The sequence below is a fragment of the Shinella granuli genome (assembly GCF_004341885.1).
Classification (GTDB): Bacteria; Pseudomonadota; Alphaproteobacteria; order Rhizobiales; family Rhizobiaceae; genus Shinella; species Shinella granuli.
Genome location: NZ_SLVX01000004.1, coordinates 128,684 through 142,787 on the forward strand (window position 1 = coordinate 128,684; position 14,104 = coordinate 142,787).

Sequence of the window (14,104 nt, forward strand, 5' to 3'; positions counted from 1 at the left end):
TGCCATCGCGCCGCCCGCATCCTAAATGTGTCGGGCATTCCTGAGGGGACTTTTCATGGCAAAGATCAAGAACGTCGCGGTCCAGATGGACCATGTGTCGACCATCAGCATCGCCGGCGATTCCACCTTCGCCATGAGCCTGGAGGCGCAGAACCGGGGCTACAGGCTGTTCCACTACACGCCCGACCGCCTCAGCCTGCGCGACGGCAAGGTCTACGCCGCCGTCGAGCCGATGGAGCTGCGCGACGTCAAGGGCGACCACTATACGCTCGGCGCCCCCGAGCGCGTCGACCTCGCGACGATGGACGTGGTGCTCTTGCGCCAGGACCCGCCCTTCGACATGTCCTACATCACCTCGACGCATCTCCTGGAGCGCATCCACCCCAGGACGCTTGTCGTCAACGATCCGGCCTGGGTGCGCAACTCGCCGGAAAAGATCTTCGTCACCGAATTCGCCGACCTCATGCCGGCAACGCTGATTACCCGCGACCCGGCTGAAATCCGCCGTTTCCGCGAGGAGATGGGCGACATGATCCTGAAGCCGCTCTACGGCAATGGCGGTGCCGGCGTCTTCCATTCCACCAAGGACGACCGCAACCTTTCCTCGCTGCTCGAAATGTTCGGCCAGATGTTCCGCGAGCCTTTCATCGCCCAGCAATACCTGCCGGACGTGCGCAAGGGCGACAAGCGCATCCTGCTTGTCGACGGCGAGCCGGTCGGCGCCATCAACCGCGTGCCCGCCGAACACGACGCCCGCTCCAACATGCATGCCGGCGGCCGCCCGGAGCCGACGGAGCTGACGGCGCGCGAGAAGGAAATCTGCACCCGCATCGGCCCGGCGCTGCGCGAGCGCGGCTTCCTCTTCGTCGGCATCGACGTCATCGGCGACTACATGACCGAGATCAACGTGACCTCGCCGACCGGCATCCGCGAGGTGCGGAAATTCGGCGGCGCCGACATCTCCGCGCTGCTGTGGGACGCCATCGAAAGCAAGCGCTGAGCCGCCTGCCGCCCGTCGCAAGGGCCTTTGCGGGACGTCCCGTTCGCGAACGTCCCGCCTTCGTTCCGCAAATGCAACCGGCTACAACCGATGCGCGGAAAATTCTCTCGCAAGTTCTATGATTGTTCTTGTTTCATTCCGGATTCCGTGCCAGATTTGCAGATGCAACCCAGGGGCGGGTGCAGGGGGCGTTTTCGGCGAAAACGTGTCGCGGTAGCCTTGCGCCGAGAATGGCGCAGCGCCGCGGGAACGGGCGGAGGCAATCATGGTGGCGCGGGTCGGTACGATCGCATTCCAGGGCATCGAGGGCGTGCCGGTCGACGTGCAGGTCATGGTGGCGCCCGGCAAGGTGGGCATGCAGATCGTCGGCCTGCCGGACAAGGCGGTCGCCGAAAGCCGCGAGCGGGTGCAGGCGGCCCTGCACGCCTCCGGCCTTTCGCTGCCGCCGAAGCGCGTGACGGTCAATCTCGCCCCGGCGGATCTGCCGAAGGAAGGCAGCCACTACGACCTTGCCATCGCGCTCGGCCTGATGATGGCGCTCGGCGCCGTGCCGGGCGATGCGCTGGAGGATTATGTCGTCATCGGCGAGCTGAACCTCGACGGCACGATCGCGCCCGTCGCCGGGGCGCTGCCCGCCGCCATGGGGGCGAACGCGCTCGGCAAGGGGCTGATCTGCCCGGCGGAAAACGGCGCGGAAGCCGCCTGGGCCGGCAGCGGCCTCGATATCCTGGCGCCGCGCAGCCTGATTGCGCTCGCCAATCATTTCAAGGGAACGCAGGTCCTGTCCCGGCCGGCGCCGGCAATCCGCGCGGCGGCCGCGGACCTGCCGGACCTTGCCGATATCCGCGGCCAGGAAAGCGCCAAGCGGGCGCTGGAAGTGGCAGCGGCCGGCAACCACAATCTCCTGATGGTCGGCCCGCCGGGCTCGGGAAAGTCCATGCTGGCCGCGCGCCTTGCCGCCATCCTGCCGCCGCTCTCGCCGCGGGAGCTGCTGGAGGTCTCGATGATCCATTCCATCGCCGGCCAGCTTTCCGGCGGCCGGCTTTCGGATCGCCGGCCCTTCCGCGCGCCGCATCATTCCGCCACCATGGCCGCGCTCGTCGGCGGCGGGTCGCGGGCAAGGCCGGGCGAGGTCTCGCTGGCCCATAACGGCGTGCTCTTCCTCGATGAACTGCCGGAATTCTCGCCCCAGGCGCTCGATGCGCTGCGCCAGCCGCTCGAGACCGGGGAATGCATCATCGCCCGGGCGAACCACCGGGTGAGCTATCCCGCCGCCATGCAGCTCGTCGCGGCGATGAACCCCTGCCGCTGCGGCATGGCGGGCGAACCCGGCCGGACCTGCGCCCGCGGCCCGCGCTGCATGAGCGACTACCAGGCCCGCATTTCCGGCCCGCTGATGGATCGCATCGACATCCGCATCGACGTGCCGGCCGTCTCGGCGACGGATCTCATCCGCCCGATGGCCGCCGAGGCCAGCGAGACCGTCGCCCGCCGCGTCGCCCGTGCCCGTGCCCTGCAGGTCGACCGCTACGCCCGGCTCGGCATGGCCTCCGTCACCAGCAATGCGCGCGCCTCGACCGCGCTCGTCGAAAAGGTGGCGGAGCCCGATCCCGGCGGTCTCCAGCTCCTGCGCGATGCGGCGGAGAAGATGCATTTTTCCGCGCGCGGCTACCACCGCATCCTCAAGGTCGCCCGCACGCTCGCCGATCTCGACGAGGCGCCCGTCGTCGGCCGCATTCATCTGGCGGAGGCGATCTCCTATCGCATCGCCGGCGAGCGGCTCTCCGCGGCGGCGTGAGTTTTCGGGAAGAAGGCAGCGGTCCCGCCGAAGGAGAGTGAGAGCGTGGGTCTGGTATGCCGATGCCCTATGCGGGCATGGCTCAGCCTTGCCGATCGGGCACGGACGAACGGTTCACCCGCCGGCGGGCGGTCCCGCGGGGTCCTTGCAGACGGCTTCGATGCGGTGCCCGTCCGGGTCGATGATGAAGGCGGCATAATAGGTCGGGCCGTAGGGGAGGCGCAGTCCGGGCGCGCCGTTGTCGCGCCCGCCCGCGGCAAGGGCGGCCCGGTGGAAGGCATCGACCGCGCCGCGGCTCGGTGCGGCAAAAGCGACGTGGAAGCCCGGCCCCGGCGCGGCGGCGGCCGTGCCGTGATCCTTCAGGCAGAGCTTGTCGCCGCCGCCGGGCAGGCCGTAGCCGACAGCCTGGCCCGGCTCGCCGGGGCGGATATCCGACCAGACCCGCGCGTAGCCGAGCGGCGCAAGAGCCGCGTCATAGAACGCGGCCGCGCGAAGAATGTCGCAAACGCCGAGGGAAAGGTGATGGAGCATGAGGGAGGGGGCCGGGAACGGCCCGCCGTGCGCACGGCGCAGCGGGCCGGAGGGCGTCAGCCGCCGAGGCCTTCGAAGAGCGCGGTGGAGAGGTAGCGCTCGGCGAAGGAGGGGATGATGACGACGATGGTCTTGCCGGCATTTTCCGGGCGGCTGCCGACCTTGGCGGCGGCGGCGAGCGCGGCGCCGGAGGAGATGCCGACCGGCACGCCTTCCAGCCGCGCCACGAGGCGGGCGTTTTCGAAGGCCTCGTCGTTTGTCACGGTCACGACCTCGTCATAGATCGCCGTGTCGAGGATCGCCGGGGCGAAGCCGGCACCGATGCCCTGGATCTTGTGCGGGCCGGGATTGCCGCCGGACAGGACCGGGCTGTCGGCCGGCTCGACGGCGACGACCTTGAGGCCGGGCTTCTTCGCCTTCAGCACCTGGCCGGCGCCGGTGATCGTGCCGCCGGTGCCGATGCCGGAAACGAGGATGTCGACCGCGCCGTCCGTGTCGTTCCAGATCTCCTCGGCCGTCGTCCGGCGATGGATCTCGGGGTTGGCCGGATTTTCGAACTGCTGGGGAATGATCGCGCCGGGAATGGTGGCGGCCAGTTCCTCCGCCTTGGCGATCGCGCCCTTCATGCCCTTCGGCCCCTCGGTCAGCACCAGTTCGGCGCCGAGCAGCGCCAGCATCTTGCGCCGCTCGATCGACATGGTCTCGGGCATGGTGAGGATGAGGCGATAGCCCTTGGCGGCGGCGGCGAAGGCGAGGGCGATGCCCGTATTGCCCGAGGTCGGCTCGACCAGCGTCGAGGTGCCGGGCGTGATCTTCCCGTCGGCCTCGAGCGCCTCGATCATCGCCACGCCGATGCGGTCCTTCACCGAGGCGATCGGGTTGAAGAATTCGAGTTTTGCAAGAAGGGTGGCCGAAACGCCCTTTTCCCTGGCGAACTTGTCGAGCCGCACGATGGGCGTGTCGCCGATCGTCTCGGTGATGGAGGCGTAGATACGGCCGCGGCCGGGTTTGCGGGTGTCGGTCATCGGATGCTCCCTCGGTTCTCGTTCCGCAAAAGATAGGAGCGAATGGCGCCGGAGACGAGTCCGGATTTCGCGACAAAAGCGCCGAAAGCGGAATAATCCCGCACTGAGAGCAATTCCGGCAAAGGGGTGCAGCGGTTTTGCGCCCGGAAATGCGCCGGAACAAACAGATAGAGCGCTTTTGCGATTTGGGAAAAGCGGAAACGCTAGCGGCGCAAAACCGGATGGTCCTTCACGCCGCGCGGGTCGCGATATAGGCGGCGGTGCCGGCGAGAATGCCGGCGGCGATCCGGTTCATCCGCTGCAGCGCCTTCGGCTGCCTGAGGAGAAGCCGGGCGCGCGAGGCGAGCGCGATATAGGGCACGAGCACGACGATGAGCACCACGAAGGTCGCGGCAAGCAGCATGCCGTAATCCTCGAGGCCGATCGCCTCAAGATCGACCAGCGTCGGCACCAGCGCGACGTAGAACAGCATGGTCTTCGGATTGCCGAGCGTCACGAACAGGCCGGAAAGGAAGGACAGGGTCATGCTCGTCGAGGCGCGCGCCTCGATATCCTGCGGGATGAGGCCGCTCGTCCAGAGCTTCCAGGCGATGTAGCCGAGATAGAGCGCGCCGGCGATCTTGATCAGCATGAAGGTCGTGGTGAAGGTCTGGGCGATGAAGGCAAGGCCGAGGATGACCGCCGTCAGGTAGAGCATGTCGCCGAGGATGAGGCCGAGGCCCATGAAGAAGGTGGGCCGGAAACCCGAGCCGAGCGCCCGCGCGACGATCGCCGTGATGCCGGGACCGGGAATGATGGCGGCGATGAACAGGGCACCGCAATAGGCAAGCAGGACGGCGACGGTCATGACGGACTCCAAGGAACCGCGCTTTTCTAGCGCAATTCCGGCAAAAGTGCGAAGCGGTTTCGCGCCCCGAATGGTACAAGATGAAAGCGCATCGCGCCCTGCGGTTTGCCGGCGCGCTATCTCGGCCAGCCCGTCAGGCGGGCGCTCCGCCTCGGTTCGCGCGGCGCCTTCGACATGCGGGCGTTGCTGCACGACGGAACGCGAAAACTCTTCCTCATGGGGTTTCCTGCCGGTCTTCTTGACCCCGGATCGGCCTTCCGGCCGGCTCCATCGCCCCCTGCTTACCACCCGGCCGCGCTAGCTTGTTCACACGGCGTCGAGTGATGGACACGCTGCTGGCGCCGCTGGTCAGAACGCGGCCATCGGTGCCAGCGCGAAAGGCTGCTCCGGCGCGAGGTCTTCCGCCGCGCGCAGCATGAGCACCATGTCGCCTTCGTCCGGCACGGCCGTGCCCGCCCAGTCGAGGTGATCGGGCGCGAAGTGCGCGGTGACGCTGGCAGGTGCAAGCTGCAGGCTCGCCAGGATGTCCGCGAGGCTCGGAATGCGTGCGCCGACGACATCGAGGAGATCGAAGCCGCCGTCCTCGCCCATCTGCCAGGCGATCGCGGCATTCGCCTCTTCCATCAGGTCGAGCCTGAGGTCCGGCATCAGCGCGGCGTTGAAAAGGAACATTTCCTTCTGCCTGAGGGGTGCGAAGCGATCGGACACCGGCCGGCGGCCGTCGAGCAGGCGGCCGAGCAGTGTGACATCCGTCTCGCTTTCGATATCGAGCCGCCGGAGCGGTCCGGCCTGACCGCCCGTCGGCGCCGGTCCGGAGAAACGATGCTGCGCCAGCGCGCGAAAACCGTGGCGATGGTAGAGGTCCGGCGTATCGGTCAGAAGCGCGACGGCCTCGAACCCTTCCGCATCGCAGTGCCGGAGCGCCGCTTCCATGACATCGCGATAGAGTCCCTTGCCGCGGTATTCCGGCCGCACGGCGCCCGATTGCAGGCCCGCGGCGCGCATGAAGGTGCCGTTGACGACAAGCGGCAGGGAAAACGCGCTGATATTGGCGATGCAGCGGCCGGCATCGTCGAACCAGGCGAAGGGCATGCTCGTCGGGTCCGGCCCGCCGAGCCGGTCGATCACCGTCACGTCGATGTCGAAGATGTCTTCGAGGAGGCCGGCAAGCGCCCGCCAGGCGGCGCCGTCGCCGAAATAGTCCGCGCGGAAGGAAAGGCCCTCGCGGTCGGGCATGGCCCTAGAGCACGCCGGTGGAGCCGAAGCCGCCGGCGCCACGGGTGGTCTCGCCCGCCGTCTCCACCTCGCGCACGGCGACCTGCGTGACCGGCGCGATCACCATCTGCGCGATGCGCATGCCGCGCTCGATGACGAAGGGCTCCTCGCCGAGATTGACGAGCAGCACCTTCACCTCGCCGCGATAGTCGCTGTCGATCGTGCCGGGCGTGTTGAGGCAGGTGATGCCGTTCTTGAAGGCAAGGCCGGAGCGGGGGCGGACCTGTCCCTCGTAGCCGGCCGGGATCTCGAAGACGAAGCCGGTCGGCACCAGGGCGCGCTGGCCGGGCGGCAGCGTCAGCGGCTGGTCTTCCGCCACGGCGGCGCGCAGGTCCATGCCGGCGGCGCCGCCGGTCTCGTAGGCGGGAAGCGCGATGCCCGCGCCATGCGGCAGGCGGAGAAGGCAGAGCGTGGGCTGGGTGGGGGCATGTGCGTTCATGCGCCCATAAGCCGGCCGCAGTCCCACCCCGTCAATTGCATCTTCCCGGCGGAGCCTGTAAAGACCGCGGCAACTCACAGGATATTGCAGAAAATGGCCGAAACCCTTGCAGAGGCGGTCTCCCGCCGCCGCACCTTTGCGATCATCGCGCACCCGGACGCCGGTAAGACGACTCTCACGGAAAAGCTGCTGCTTTTCGGCGGCGCCATCCAGCTCGCCGGCGAAGTGAAGGCGAAGAAGGACCGCATCCAGACCCGCTCGGACTGGATGAAGATCGAGCGTGAACGCGGCATCTCCGTCGTCACCTCGGTGATGACCTTCGAATATGACGGCAACGTCTTCAACATTCTCGATACGCCCGGCCACGAGGACTTCGCCGACGACACCTACCGCACGCTGACGGCGGTGGATGCGGCCGTCATGGTCATCGACGCCGCCAAGGGCATCGAGCCGCGCACGCTGAAGCTGTTCGAGGTCTGCCGCCTGCGCGACATCCCGATCATCACCTTCGTCAACAAGATGGACCGCGAAAGCCGCGACCCGTTCGAAATCCTCGACGAGGTGGAGGAGAAGCTGGCGCTCGACACCGCCCCGGTCACCTGGCCGGTCGGCCGCTCGAAGACCTTCTGCGGCTCCTATCACCTGGCCGACCGCACCTTCCGCGGCTCGGACACGCAGGTGCAGCCGACGAAGATCGACGACCCGGCGGTGGTGGCGAAGAACCTGCCGGAAAACGAGCGGGCCGCCTTCACCGAGGAGCTCGAGCTCGCCCGCGAGGCCTGCCGGCCCTACGACCAGGCGGCCTTCCTGGAGGGGCACATGACGCCGGTCTTCTTCGGCTCGGCGCTCCGGAATTTCGGCGTTCGCGACCTTATCAACGCGCTCGGCGCCTTCGCGCCGCCGCCGCGCGACCAGGTGGCGGATGTGCGCAAGGTCCATGCCTCGGAAGACAGGATGACAGCCTTCGTCTTCAAGATCCAGGCGAACATGGACCCGAACCATCGCGACCGCATCGCCTTCGCCCGCGTCTGCTCCGGCATGCTGGAGCGCGGCATGAAGGTGCGCCTTGCCCGCACGGGCAAGACGATCGGCCTTTCGGCCCCGCAGTTCTTCTTCGCCTCGCAGCGCCAGCTCGCCGATACGGCCTATGCCGGCGACGTGGTGGGCATCCCCAACCATGGCACGCTCCGGATCGGCGATACGCTGACGGAAGGCGAGGCGCTGGTCTTCGAAGGCGTGCCGAACTTCGCGCCGGAAATCCTGCGCCGCGTGCGGCTGGAGGATGCGATGAAGGCCAAGAAGCTGAAGGAAGCGCTCCAGCAGATGGCGGAGGAGGGCGTCGTGCAGCTCTTCTCGCCGGAAGACGGCTCGCCCGCCATCGTCGGCGTCGTCGGCGCGCTGCAGCTCGACGTGTTGAAGGAGCGGCTTTCGGCGGAATACGGCCTGCCCGTCTCCTTCGAGATGTCGCGCTTTTCCGTCTGCCGCTGGATTTCGTCGGACAGCGCGGCGGAGCTGGACAAGTTCGTCACCCAGCGCCGCGGCGATATCGCCCGCGACCTCGACGGCGACCCGGTCTTCCTGGCGCAGGATGCCTTCTCGCTGCGCTACGAGGCGGAACGCTATCCGGCGATCAAGATGGTCGCCATCAAGGAATACCACGTCACCAAGGCCTGAGCGGGCGGGGTCACCCGCCCACGAGCCCAGGAGGCGCGCTTCCGGTTCCATATGCGATTGCCCTGCCACGGGTGGGGAGAAGGATGCATGGTGCCGGTGGCAAATGCGCCACGACGCCACTTTCGGCGTGACAGGCGCCGCGTCATTTGCGAAAACCCGTTCAAGACAGGGGCGTCCGTCGCAAGGCGGGCTGAGAAGCACCCTTTGAACCTGAACCGGATCATGCCGGCGGAGGGAGTCGAACGGGTGCCGCATCGCCGCCACCCCGAGGCCGCCCCTGCCGGGAAGGAGGCGAGATGGCCGACACAATCGCAAACATTCTCTCGATCGCGGGCTCCGATCCCTCGGGCGGCGCCGGCATCCAGGCGGATCTCAAGACGTTCGCCGCGCGCGGCACCTATGGCATGGCGGCGCTGACGGCCCTGACGGCGCAGAACACGCAGGGCGTTTCCGGCGTGCATCTGGTCCCGCCCGACTTCGTGGCGGCGCAGGTCGCCGCGGTTTTCGCCGATATCCGGGTGGATGCGGTGAAGATCGGCATGATCGCCTCGGCGGAGATCGCCGAAGCGGTGGCGGCCGCCTTGTCGCCGCATCGCGCGGTGCCCATCGTGCTCGATCCGGTCATGGTCGCCAAGGGCGGGGCTTCGCTCCTGGCGCAGGAGGCCGTGGCCGCACTGACGCGCCAGCTCCTGCCGCGCGCAAGCGTGCTCACGCCGAACCTGCCGGAGGCGGCCGCCCTCCTTCGTGAGGCGGAGGCCGTGGACCGGGCCGGCATGGAGGACCAGGCAAGGCGGCTGCTCGACCTCGGGCCGAAGGCGGTGCTGCTGAAGGGCGGGCACCTGCCGGGCAGCGAGAGCCCGGATGTGCTCGCGACGCCCGATCGGCTGCACTGGTTCGAGGGCGTGCGGGTGCTGACGCGCAACACGCATGGCACCGGTTGCTCGCTGTCGAGCGCGATCGCCGCCGAGCTCGGCAAGGGGCAGGCGCTCGCCGATGCCGTGGCGGCGGCCAAGCGCTTCATCGCCGGTGCCGTGCGCCTGTCGGATGCGCTGACCGTCGGCTCGGGCCACGGTCCGCTGCATCATTTCCATCAGTCCGGCAACTGATCGGTCAGCGATCGGCCAGCGCGAGCCGGAGGCCCATCAGGCCGAGGGCGGCGGCGAAGCTGCGCTGCATCCAGACGATGACCGCCGGCCGGCTCAGCACCTGCCGGCGCAGGCCGGCGGCGAGCGCCCCATAGCCGACGAAGACGAGGAAGGTGAGGGCCATGAAGACGCCGCCGAGGAAAAGCATCTGGCCCGTGGCAGCGCCGGAGGCGCTCGCCGGGATGAACTGCGGCAGGAAGGCGAGGAAGAACAGCGAGAGCTTCGGGTTGAAGATGTTGGTGAGGATGCCCTTGCGCACGATCCTCAGCGCATTGCCGGCCGGTGCCTGCTCCGGCCCGACATCCAGCGCATTGCTGTCCTTCAGCAGGCTCCAGGCGATGAACAGGAGATAGGCGACGCCGACATAGCGCAGCACCTCGAAGGCGAGCGCGCTGGCATGCAGCACGGCGGCAAGGCCGACCACGCTGGCGAGGATATGCGGAACGATGCCGAGCGTACAGCCGAAGGCGGCCAGGACGGCGGCGCGGAACCCGCCGCTGATGCCGAGCGCCAGCGTATAGATCACGCCGGTGCCCGGCAGGAGGATGACGACGAGCGAGGTGATGAGGAGTTCTAGGGTCATGTCCGGTCCCGTGCGGTTTGAAAGGCGGCAGGGAACACCGGAAGGGCGCCGGGGGTCTTGAACGAAATTGCGGCCGCTCAGGCGCGCGCGGCGAGAAAGGCGCCGGGCGTATAGCCGTAGCGGCGGGTGAAATTGCGCGTCATGTGACTCTGGTCGGCAAAGCCGGCTTCGATGGCGGCCTCGGCAAGCGGGGTGCCGGCCGCGATCAGCCGGCGGGCAAGCTCGGTGCGGCGCTGGAGCAAGTAGGCATGCGGCGTCAGGCCGGTGAGCCGGGCGAAATCGCGCACCAGCCGGAAACGGCCGAGCCCGCAGTCGCCGGCAAGGTCCTCCAGCGTCACCGCCAGGGCCGGGTCGGCGTCGAGCCGGTCGCGGGCACGACCGATGGCCGCCGGACCATCCTGCCGCGGCGCCTCTTCGCGCAGCACGGCGGCGAGCAGCAGGAGAAGCTGTTCCTCGCGGCCGAGCGCGTCGGCGCCGGCGTCAAGAAGCAGGGCGAGCAGCCGGGAAACCAGGCCTGCGATGCGCCCGTCGTCCAGCACCGGCGCGTAGAACTCCTCGCGCGGGCGCCCTTCGAAAATATCCTCCGCCGCCGCGCGGACGAGCGCCGGCTCCAGATAGAGCATGCGCCAGGCGCGTGGGGCATCGCCGAGCGGCGCGCCGTCATGCACCTCGCCGGGGTTGACGGTGATCGTGTTGCCGGCCGCCGCCTCCACCAGACCGCGTCCGCTCGTCGATTTCTGCGCGCCGCGCTCGATGAGGCCGATGCCGTAGGTCTCGTGGGTGTGGCGCGCGAACGTATGCCGGCTGTCGGCGAAGACCGCCTCGATGCCCTCCACGCCCGTTCGCACGATCCGGAAGCGCTCCGTCGCCATGGCTCAATCCCTCGCGACGCCGGGAAGCGCCGCCGTCTCGCCGAACCAATCGAGGGCCGAACGGCACCAGATCTGGCGCGTCGGTTTCAGCGCCGCACGCTGGTTGATGCTGCCCCAGCGGATGCCCCAGGTCGCGGCGTCCTCGCCGGTGCCTGTCGTGAACAGCGGCGCGCCGCATTCGGGACAGAAATATTGCAGGCGCTTGCGGCCGTTCCCGGCGGTCTTCGTGTAGAGTTTCGGCGGGTTGCCGGTAAGGCGCACCGTCTCGCGCGGGGCGCTCGCGGTGACGCGATAGGGCGAGCCGGTCAGCCGCTGGCAATCCGTGCAATGACAGATGGAGACCGCCTCCGGGTCGATCTCGGCCTCGTAGGTCACGAAGCCGCAATGGCATTGGCCGTCGATCCGCATGGTCTATCCTTCCGCCGCGGGATTGGGCGGAAGGATAGGGTTTCGCGGCCGCGCGTCAATGCGCCGGCGTGAGGAAGGTGCGGCTCTGCAATTCGCGCAACGCCCGGCCGTTGTCCGCGAAACCGGCCGGCGAGGACAGGGGCCGTTCGCAAAACGCGTGTTCCGCCGGAAACTGTGCCCTGGCCCGCCTTCATCATAATGACACGCACGGTTTCGGCCCGTTTACATTCGTTAACGCATTTTTACCCATTTGCGTTGAAAATCCGGGCAGTGCCATGGTTAATGCGTCGGATCCATCACCGGTTCGTGCCGGTCTTCGAAAGCGAGAATAGCGTCATGTGCCGTTGGGCAGCCTATCGCGGAGAGCCGCTTTTCCTTGAGGAACTGGTGTCCTCGCCTGCCCATTCGCTGATCGAGCAATCCCACTGCGCCACCCGCGCCAAGACGGCGACCAATGGCGACGGTTTCGGCATCGCCTGGTATGGCGAGCGCCCGGAGCCCGGCCGCTACCGCGACATCCTGCCGGCCTGGTCGGATTGCAACCTCAGAAGCATCGCCAGGCAGGTGCGCTCGCCGCTCTTTCTTGCCCATGTGCGCGCCGCGACGGGCGGCGGCACGCGGCGCGACAACTGCCATCCCTTCGTCCACGGCGTCTGGTCCTTCATGCACAACGGCCAGATCGCCGATTTCGAGCACCTGCGCCGGCCGCTGGAAACCATGCTGGACAACGATCTCTACACGGCCCGCACCGGCTCGACGGATTCCGAGCTGCTGTTCCTGCTCGCCCTGCAGTTCGGCCTTGCCCGCGATCCGCTCGGCGCCATGGCCGAGACGATCGCCTTCGTCGAGCGGCTCGCCGCCCATCTGGAGCGCCGCGTGCTCGTACGCTTCACCGCCGCCTTCACCGATGGCGACCAGCTCTATGCGGTGCGCTATGCGACGGACTATGCCGCGCCGACGCTCTATGCCGCGCCGATGGGTGCGACGGGCGGCTACTGCCTGGTCTCCGAGCCGCTGAACGACGACACGGAAGCCTGGGTGGAGATCCCCGACGGCAGCGCCGTCGTGCTCGGCGAAAACGGCGTCGACGTGCGCATCTTCTCCCCCGCCGGCCGGCCGGCGCAGGCGATGGAAGGGCGTCTCGCCCTCGTCAGGTAAGCCGTTCGGCGATCCAGCCGGCAAGGCGGCCGGCGACATCATCCTTCGAAAGATCCGGCCATTGCTCGACGCCGCCGGCGGTGATCAGCTTCACGCTGTTGCGCGTGCCACCCATGATGCCCGTTTCCGGCGAGACGTCGTTGGCGACGATGAGGTCGGCGCCCTTCTTCTGCAGCTTCACGCGGCCGTTGCTCTCGACATCCTGCGTCTCGGCGGCAAAGCCGACGACGACCTTCGGGCGCTTGGCGTGGTGGCCGACGGTCTTCAGGATGTCGGGGTTCTCGGCGAGCATCAGCGGCGGCGGGCCTTCGCCCGGCTGCTTCTTGATCTTCTCCGTGTTCGGCGTCGCCACGCGCCAGTCGGCGACGGCCGCGACCATGACGGCGATATCCGCCGGCAGCGCCGCGAGCACTGCCTGCAGCATCTCCTCCGCCCGCTCGACCTTCACCACCGTGACGCCCGGCGGATCGCCGAGCGTGACGGGGCCGGACACCAGTGTCACCTCGGCCCCGAGCCGGGCGAGCGCAGCGGCGATGGCATGGCCCTGCCGGCCGGAGGAGCGGTTGGCGATGTAGCGCACGGGGTCGATCGGCTCATGGGTCGGGCCGGAGGTGACGACGGCCTTGCGGCCGGCGAGCGGCCTTGCCCCGCCGTCGAGCAGGCCTTCCACCGCTGCGACGATCTCCAGCGGCTCGGCCATGCGGCCAAGGCCGGCCTCGCCACCTTCCGCCATCTCGCCGGCATTGGGGCCGATGAAGGCGAGCCCATCCCCCCGCAGCGTGGCAACATTGCGCCGTGTCGCCGGATGCGCCCACATCTTCGGGTTCATGGCCGGGGCCAGCAGCACCGGCCGGTCGGAGGCAAGCAGCACGGTGGAGGCGAGGTCGTCGGCAAGGCCGTTCGCCATCTTCGCCATCAGGTCGGCCGTGGCGGGGGCGACGACGACGAGGTCGCAATCGCGCGCCAGCCGGATATGCCCGACATCCTGCTCGTCCTCGCGGGAAAACAGGTCGGTATAGACATGGCCGGCCGAAAGCGCGCCGACGGCAAGCGGCGTGACGAACTGCTGCGCGCCCGCCGTCATGACCGGACGAACCTCCGCGCCGCGCTCGCGCAGCCGGCGGATGAGGTCGAGGCTCTTGTAGGCGGCGATGCCGCCGGACATGACGAGGAGGATGCGTTTTCCAGCAAGCGGCATGGCGGGTCCTAGGCAATTCCAGCAAAAGCGCTGAAGCGGTTTTGCCCCCGGAATTGCATGAAGACAAGACACTGGAGCAATTCCAGCAAAAGTGCGCGGCGGTTTTGCGTTTGGAATAGCGCAAAAACAAAGAGATAGAGCGTTTCCGCGC

At 68.2% G+C, this 14,104-nt stretch carries 14 protein-coding genes and 1 riboswitch; of the genes, 5 read left to right on the forward strand and 9 right to left on the reverse strand.

Features of this window, described 5'->3' with window-relative positions; translation table 11 throughout:
* Positions 1-55 precede the first annotated feature (55 nt).
* Positions 56-1,000, forward strand: coding sequence for a glutathione synthase (gene gshB / locus EV665_RS08975; protein WP_064332346.1), 945 nt, complete (start codon positions 56-58; stop codon positions 998-1,000).
* 265 nt (positions 1,001-1,265) lie between these two features.
* On the forward strand, positions 1,266-2,798 hold the full coding sequence (locus tag EV665_RS08980; protein WP_133033857.1) for a YifB family Mg chelatase-like AAA ATPase: 1,533 nt from the start codon (positions 1,266-1,268) through the stop codon (positions 2,796-2,798).
* Between the two features lie 114 nt (positions 2,799-2,912).
* Here EV665_RS08980 and EV665_RS08985 read toward each other — a convergent pair whose 3' ends face one another.
* The 5 genes from EV665_RS08985 to dut all read right to left on the reverse strand — a co-directional run bounded on the left by EV665_RS08985 (position 2,913) and on the right by dut (position 6,915).
* Positions 2,913-3,329, reverse strand: a complete 417-nt coding sequence (locus tag EV665_RS08985) for a VOC family protein (protein ID WP_133033858.1) — start codon at positions 3,327-3,329, stop codon at positions 2,913-2,915.
* Between the two features lie 56 nt (positions 3,330-3,385).
* A complete protein-coding gene (gene cysK, locus EV665_RS08990; RefSeq protein ID WP_064332348.1) occupies positions 3,386-4,354 on the reverse strand; it encodes a cysteine synthase A in 969 nt (322 codons plus the stop codon).
* Between the two features lie 229 nt (positions 4,355-4,583).
* A complete protein-coding gene (locus EV665_RS08995) occupies positions 4,584-5,201 on the reverse strand; it encodes a LysE family translocator (RefSeq protein ID WP_133033859.1) in 618 nt (205 codons plus the stop codon).
* A 348-nt stretch (positions 5,202-5,549) separates the two neighbouring features.
* Positions 5,550-6,437 (reverse strand): GNAT family N-acetyltransferase, encoded by an 888-nt coding sequence (locus tag EV665_RS09000; protein ID WP_133033860.1) that lies wholly within the window; start codon positions 6,435-6,437, stop codon positions 5,550-5,552.
* A gap of 4 nt (positions 6,438-6,441) precedes the next feature.
* Complete coding sequence (gene dut / locus EV665_RS09005) at positions 6,442-6,915, reverse strand: dUTP diphosphatase (RefSeq protein WP_133033861.1); 474 nt, start codon at positions 6,913-6,915, stop codon at positions 6,442-6,444.
* 93 nt (positions 6,916-7,008) lie between these two features.
* On the opposite strand from dut, the gene EV665_RS09010 reads away from it, so the two are divergent.
* Both EV665_RS09010 and thiD read left to right on the forward strand, forming a co-directional pair.
* Complete coding sequence (locus EV665_RS09010; protein ID WP_064332350.1) at positions 7,009-8,589, forward strand: peptide chain release factor 3; 1,581 nt, start codon at positions 7,009-7,011, stop codon at positions 8,587-8,589.
* 157 nt (positions 8,590-8,746) lie between these two features.
* A riboswitch (TPP riboswitch) is annotated at positions 8,747-8,843 on the forward strand.
* Between the two features lie 42 nt (positions 8,844-8,885).
* Positions 8,886-9,695 carry a bifunctional hydroxymethylpyrimidine kinase/phosphomethylpyrimidine kinase gene (gene thiD, locus EV665_RS09015; RefSeq protein ID WP_133033862.1) on the forward strand — a complete coding sequence of 270 codons (810 nt, stop codon included), beginning with the start codon at positions 8,886-8,888 and terminating at the stop codon, positions 9,693-9,695.
* Positions 9,696-9,699: 4 nt separating this feature from the next.
* Here the strand turns inward: thiD and EV665_RS09020 are convergent, their stop codons facing one another.
* The 3 genes from EV665_RS09020 to EV665_RS09030 all read right to left on the reverse strand — a co-directional run bounded on the left by EV665_RS09020 (position 9,700) and on the right by EV665_RS09030 (position 11,597).
* A complete protein-coding gene (locus EV665_RS09020; RefSeq protein ID WP_133033863.1) occupies positions 9,700-10,317 on the reverse strand; it encodes a LysE family translocator in 618 nt (205 codons plus the stop codon).
* A 77-nt stretch (positions 10,318-10,394) separates the two neighbouring features.
* Positions 10,395-11,189, reverse strand: a complete 795-nt coding sequence (locus EV665_RS09025; protein WP_133033864.1) for an AraC family transcriptional regulator — start codon at positions 11,187-11,189, stop codon at positions 10,395-10,397.
* A 3-nt stretch (positions 11,190-11,192) separates the two neighbouring features.
* Positions 11,193-11,597 (reverse strand): GFA family protein, encoded by a 405-nt coding sequence (locus EV665_RS09030; RefSeq protein WP_133033865.1) that lies wholly within the window; start codon positions 11,595-11,597, stop codon positions 11,193-11,195.
* 336 nt (positions 11,598-11,933) lie between these two features.
* Here EV665_RS09030 and EV665_RS09035 point away from each other — a divergent pair, with 336 nt between their 5' ends.
* Complete coding sequence (locus EV665_RS09035; protein WP_064332750.1) at positions 11,934-12,755, forward strand: class II glutamine amidotransferase; 822 nt, start codon at positions 11,934-11,936, stop codon at positions 12,753-12,755.
* Here the strand turns inward: EV665_RS09035 and coaBC are convergent.
* Positions 12,748-13,953: a bifunctional phosphopantothenoylcysteine decarboxylase/phosphopantothenate--cysteine ligase CoaBC gene (coaBC, locus tag EV665_RS09040; RefSeq protein WP_133033866.1), complete on the reverse strand. Its 1,206-nt coding sequence runs from the start codon at positions 13,951-13,953 to the stop codon at positions 12,748-12,750. The two genes, EV665_RS09035 and coaBC, sit on opposite strands and share 8 nt — an antisense overlap.
* Between the last annotated feature and the right edge of the window lie 151 nt (positions 13,954-14,104).

What these genes read in the sequence shown, in the direction of transcription:
- gshB (WP_064332346.1), top strand. Translation starts at nt 56, where the DNA reads ATGGCAAAGATCAAGAACGTCGCGGTCCAGATGGACCATGTGTCGACC.
- thiD (WP_133033862.1), top strand. Translation starts at nt 8,886, where the DNA reads ATGGCCGACACAATCGCAAACATTCTCTCGATCGCGGGCTCCGATCCC.
- dut (WP_133033861.1), bottom strand. Translation starts at nt 6,915, where the DNA reads ATGAACGCACATGCCCCCACCCAGCCCACGCTCTGCCTTCTCCGCCTG.
- EV665_RS09030 (WP_133033865.1), bottom strand. Translation starts at nt 11,597, where the DNA reads ATGCGGATCGACGGCCAATGCCATTGCGGCTTCGTGACCTACGAGGCC.
- cysK (WP_064332348.1), bottom strand. Translation starts at nt 4,354, where the DNA reads ATGACCGACACCCGCAAACCCGGCCGCGGCCGTATCTACGCCTCCATC.
- EV665_RS09025 (WP_133033864.1), bottom strand. Translation starts at nt 11,189, where the DNA reads ATGGCGACGGAGCGCTTCCGGATCGTGCGAACGGGCGTGGAGGGCATC.
- EV665_RS08980 (WP_133033857.1), top strand. Translation starts at nt 1,266, where the DNA reads ATGGTGGCGCGGGTCGGTACGATCGCATTCCAGGGCATCGAGGGCGTG.
- EV665_RS09000 (WP_133033860.1), bottom strand. Translation starts at nt 6,437, where the DNA reads ATGCCCGACCGCGAGGGCCTTTCCTTCCGCGCGGACTATTTCGGCGAC.
- EV665_RS08985 (WP_133033858.1), bottom strand. Translation starts at nt 3,329, where the DNA reads ATGCTCCATCACCTTTCCCTCGGCGTTTGCGACATTCTTCGCGCGGCC.
- coaBC (WP_133033866.1), bottom strand. Translation starts at nt 13,953, where the DNA reads ATGCCGCTTGCTGGAAAACGCATCCTCCTCGTCATGTCCGGCGGCATC.
- EV665_RS08995 (WP_133033859.1), bottom strand. Translation starts at nt 5,201, where the DNA reads ATGACCGTCGCCGTCCTGCTTGCCTATTGCGGTGCCCTGTTCATCGCC.
- EV665_RS09035 (WP_064332750.1), top strand. Translation starts at nt 11,934, where the DNA reads ATGTGCCGTTGGGCAGCCTATCGCGGAGAGCCGCTTTTCCTTGAGGAA.
- EV665_RS09020 (WP_133033863.1), bottom strand. Translation starts at nt 10,317, where the DNA reads ATGACCCTAGAACTCCTCATCACCTCGCTCGTCGTCATCCTCCTGCCG.
- EV665_RS09010 (WP_064332350.1), top strand. Translation starts at nt 7,009, where the DNA reads ATGGCCGAAACCCTTGCAGAGGCGGTCTCCCGCCGCCGCACCTTTGCG.